At 42.5% G+C, this 4,492-nt stretch carries 5 protein-coding genes; 2 read left to right on the plus strand and 3 right to left on the minus strand.

The window, feature by feature from the left end; translation table 11 throughout:
- Positions 1 to 177: 177 nt before the first annotated feature.
- Positions 178 to 897, minus strand: a complete 720-nt coding sequence (locus tag IE163_RS10915) for a DUF3581 family protein (RefSeq protein WP_189433010.1) — start codon at positions 895 to 897, stop codon at positions 178 to 180.
- 47 nt (positions 898 to 944) lie between these two features.
- Positions 945 to 2,726 (minus strand): GGDEF domain-containing protein, encoded by a 1,782-nt coding sequence (locus tag IE163_RS10920; protein ID WP_189433011.1) that lies wholly within the window; start codon positions 2,724 to 2,726, stop codon positions 945 to 947.
- Positions 2,727 to 2,886: 160 nt separating this feature from the next.
- Here IE163_RS10920 and IE163_RS10925 point away from each other — a divergent pair, with 160 nt between their 5' ends.
- Positions 2,887 to 3,318 carry a hypothetical protein gene (locus IE163_RS10925; protein WP_189433012.1) on the plus strand — a complete coding sequence of 144 codons (432 nt, stop codon included), beginning with the start codon at positions 2,887 to 2,889 and terminating at the stop codon, positions 3,316 to 3,318.
- A gap of 87 nt (positions 3,319 to 3,405) precedes the next feature.
- The gene (locus IE163_RS10930; protein WP_189433013.1) at positions 3,406 to 3,906 is read left to right on the plus strand and encodes a YchJ family protein; all 501 of its coding nucleotides are present in this window, start codon (positions 3,406 to 3,408) and stop codon (positions 3,904 to 3,906) included.
- On the opposite strand, the gene IE163_RS10935 is transcribed toward IE163_RS10930, so the two are convergent.
- Positions 3,878 to 4,381 carry a VC2046/SO_2500 family protein gene (locus tag IE163_RS10935; protein WP_189433014.1) on the minus strand — a complete coding sequence of 168 codons (504 nt, stop codon included), beginning with the start codon at positions 4,379 to 4,381 and terminating at the stop codon, positions 3,878 to 3,880. The two genes, IE163_RS10930 and IE163_RS10935, sit on opposite strands and share 29 nt — an antisense overlap.
- Positions 4,382 to 4,492 lie beyond the last annotated feature (111 nt).

Consider the following 4,492-nt stretch of genomic DNA (forward strand, 5'->3'; position numbering starts at 1 on the left):
TCAGGGTTCATGCGAACCGTATTCTTTCAAACCTTGACTTCGTTGCCGTTGTCGCCGTCTGTGGATGCGCATTATAGGGAGATTAAAATCATCCGCAAGCAATATTTCAAAAAAAAACACCGTTCGGTTATTTTTTAAACTGAACGGTGTTTTTTTGTTTATTAAACCGGCAAAACGTTAGCTTACTGCGTCTAAACACCCCGCTGACAGCTTACGATTGTTGTACTCTGTGACCATTTGTTGCATTTGTACTTCATCATAAGGCTGCAGATTACTTAAAATCATCCGCTTTTCACCCTTACCTATTTGCTTGCCCTCTTCAGTAAGGATAAAGCTCAATGTAACATTGCCTCTTTTACCCTCTACCTCTAACTTACTCGCCGCTAGACTTAGTTTAGGCTTAGTAGTAGGCAACTGTTCAAAAGATAACGTCATGCTCTCATATATCACTAATGGGCGCTGTGGATGAATCATTACTCCTTGCGCTGCCATCAGTGGTTGTAAAATATGCGGGAAGTTTTGTCCTGAAAATTGCACGTAATCTTGGAATAACGGTTCGATCACTTCCAAATCATGGCTATGCTCGCCAGAAAAATCTATCGTGAGGTACACTTTATCCTGTTGGTCGCAAACTTGGATCTGATTTGCTGTTAGCTTTGAGTACAACAAGGTATCAGCACTTACCATACCAGAAAACTGGCAACGAAGTTGTTGGCTCACGCCATAGCGCGTTAATAAATAACTAAAGAGTAAATCACCGGGAACACAAAAGCGTTTGGCATCCACATCATGGATAGGGTTGAAATCACCGGCAACTTGTTTGGCAAAGGTACAAGAATGCTGACGGCTAAAACTAAAGGCTTCACCATGACGGCTGACAAAAGCATCTAACAACATTAACTAATCACTCAACTTATATAAGAGGGAAACTATTCTAGCCCAATTCACGCCACAGATGGTCTAGCCAGTGGCAAAGCAAGGTTGATATCAGGCCCACGACGTCGCGACACGAACAAAGCATTACCCCCCAGTTTTTTCGCTTCACATTTTGCGGCTGTGGAGATGGCCGCTACATCATGATGGCTTTGACATTGCTGTGGATCTGGCATGGCAATCCCAATAGCGAGCGATAATAAAGGATAAAAACACGTTTCTCCGGTTCGATTAAGCGCAGTAATACCACCTTTTTCGGCATCCTCATAGGCATAATACGCAGGAATTTTTACAGCAAACTGCGCTAAGATTCGATTACATAGAGACTCTACCAGCTCAGTTGAGGTAATTAATACAAAGTCGTCGCCACCAATATGGCCGATAAAGTGTTCAGTCCCTATCGCTTGCTGTTGAATAATTTCAGCTACCAATTGCAGCACGGCATCACCTTTGCTATACCCATAGTTATCATTAAAAGGTTTGAAATGGTTTAAATCTAAGTAAGCAACGGCAAAGTCTGCGCCATTTAATAATAGGCGGTCTACTTCGCGGTATATAGGGACGTTTCCTGGCAGAAACGTCAATGGGTTTGCATAACGTGCATGTTGTAACTTATGTTCACTGATTTTTTTCAGTAACTGTCTTACAGAGCCTAAGCCCAGATAATCGCCATTGCGACAAATAATAAAGTACCAACTAGCAGCATTATGCTCATCTTCTGCCACTATTTTACTCACTTCATCTAAAGTACTACCTACTTCTACCACAACCGCTTTGTTGTTCATGATTTGCGCAATGGTCTTTTTCTCATTCAGTGCCCTTCCAAAAGGCTGCGAAAATAGTGCTTGTAGTTCAGCACGACAAATTAAACCAACCGGTTTATTCGCATTTAGTACTGCCAGACTCTGCAAGTTCGCGTTGTGCCGAAAGAGCTCAAAAACATCGACGGCCATAGTTGCCATCGATACTGTCGGCGTCTCGATTAACAATTGCTCAATACGGTCTTGCACATTACTAGGATTGGCTTCATGGCTTAGCCAATATCTGGGGGATGGAACTTTGAAATCGGCTTGAGGACGGCCTAACAAGTAACCCTGTGCTAAATCGGCGCCAAGCTCACGGCACAACATAAGCTCTTCTTGCGTTTCAATACCTTCCGCGACTATTAAAGCTCCAGTTGCCTTTGCCAAACGAATAATGTTCTGAACGAAAGCTTTTTTTGTAGGATCACGATGTACATCGCTGATAAAGTAACGATCGATCTTAACAATGTCAGGCTCGAGTTCTGACCAGAGCTTTAATCCTGAAAAACCACTACCCAAGTCATCTATGGCAATTTGAAAGCCTAATTGTCGATAATGACGCACCGCTTTAACCAGTAAAGTCGCATCTTCTACCTGGTATTGCTCAGAAATTTCAATGACTACTCTGGCAGGATCTAAACCCGCCTGCTCTAGCATCTTTTTGGTTAAACCGCTTGGATGATCAGCTGTGAGTAACAATAGCGGGTTAACGTTTAAAAAAAGTTTACCGCTGACACCCGAACGGGAAAAGGCTTCAATACTTAGTTCGCGGCACAACATCTCCAGCGGCTCTAATGCCCTGCAAGCCACTGCAGTTTTAAATAGTTGCAAAGGTGAATGCAAAGGACTGTCGGATGGCCCACGGATCAGGGCTTCATAACCGATAATCTTTGCATCAGCTAAGGAGAGTATTGGTTGAAATAGCGGCTGTAACGCTCTTTGTTGGATAATATGTTGCAGCTCTGCGCAAGAGTGTTCAGAAATCGCCATTTGTCCGTTCCCGTATTTTTAACAGCAGGAGCATAAGACAAATACGTGACAGTATTATGACTAAAATCATATCAATACTTTTAAAAAAGTGCTTGCTTTTTACTCAAAGCAAAACTACTGTATATCCATACACTGTATTTATAAACAGCTAGAGGTTGCTATGCACACTTGTAATGATACCGCCCTACCAGAAGCTATGATAAAACGCACAAGTCAGTCAATATCAGTTAGTGCTGAGAAGCGACGCCTTGCTGCGCTGCAACGAGACAGCGCAGAACTACAGTTAGTGAAATTACTACAGCAACATCGCCATATTACTGGCTGGATAGTATTAGTTGCACCGGCCATAAAGCCAAATAAAGCATTCTGGGCGGCCTGCCAATTACCGCTAGATAAAATATTGGTCGTACATGAGCAACAAATTAAAGACATCTCCGTGACGCTAAATCAGGCAATATCGAATACCAGCTGTAAAGTGGTTATTAATTGTGCTCCTTTGAACGATAGCGAGCTAACTTGTTTAACAGCGTTCGCACTAAAACAACAAAGCCGGTTTTATTCTTTACATCATGCTCTTGTTGCTGCCCATTAATGAATACTGGCCTAACGCTAGCTAGACAGAAACAACTTTATTAGAATACTGCTCAAGATACTTCTGAGAAACAAAGTGGAAACTACCATGAATTGTTATTGTTGTTCTGGCATAGCGTTTACCGAATGTTGTGCTCCTTATTTATCGCTTGGGGAAATTGCCAGCAACTGTGAAATCTTAATGCGCTCCCGCTTCAGCGCCTTTTGCCTTGCTGATACCGCTTATCTAGTGGCCACACTTCATCCATCACAACGTACTACTGGTATAGCAGACGAAATTACTACCTTTGCTCAGGACGTTCATTTTTGTCACCTAGCAATCAAATCTGCGGCGCAAACATCTGAGCAAGGCCAGGTCAGCTTTGCAGCCTATTTTTTGCATGAGCATAAGCTTGATGTAATAGAAGAAGTATCCGACTTTGTTTATGACGGTCGCTGGTATTACAAAAGTGGGCAGTTGCAAAAAAGCGAGCCAAAAAAAATTGGCCGCAATGATAGCTGTCCTTGTGGTAGCGGTAAGAAATTTAAGCAATGCTTAACTCATCAGTTAAGCGGCCAGCTTACAGATAAGACATATCTGTTTCGATAACATCGCTAGATGGTTGCTTATTCAATTGCTGCAACATCTCATAAAGCGCGGTTTCATCTGTTTCAGTACGCTCTGGTAAACTACCTTGCAACCTACGACGACAATGACTATCAAGGCTGGCAAACACCTGATTATCCAATTTCTTAGCATTATCTTGCCAGACCCAAGGTGCCGGGTTTAATTCACTCTGCAATTTTAATTGTGCCAGGCTTTGTTGAGCTGCAATACTATGTTTTTGCATCAACTCAGAGTCATGTAATGCTAACGCGAAACTTCTGCTCTTACGCACCGCCAGCCGCTGATAGAGATTATGCTCTACCTCAGAAACTCCAGGTAACGGTGTATAAAAAGCAGCCATCTCGTTAACAGCTGGCGACAATACCGCGAGCCATAGCGCAAAATCAGCCCTATGTTGCTGTTGCAACGCTTGATTAAGCTTAGTATCAAGTTGCCATTCGTTAACTATTGGTTGCATGATGTCTATTTTTTACAAATTCTGTTTGCTTTATCGGCAAACAGTAAAAAAACTTTAGCAAAGCGCTTTACATCAAAACTGAATTTGATAATATGCGCCTGCACTTGTGGA

The sequence above is a fragment of the Alishewanella longhuensis genome (assembly GCF_014653435.1).
Lineage (GTDB): Bacteria > Pseudomonadota > Gammaproteobacteria > Enterobacterales > Alteromonadaceae > Alishewanella > Alishewanella longhuensis.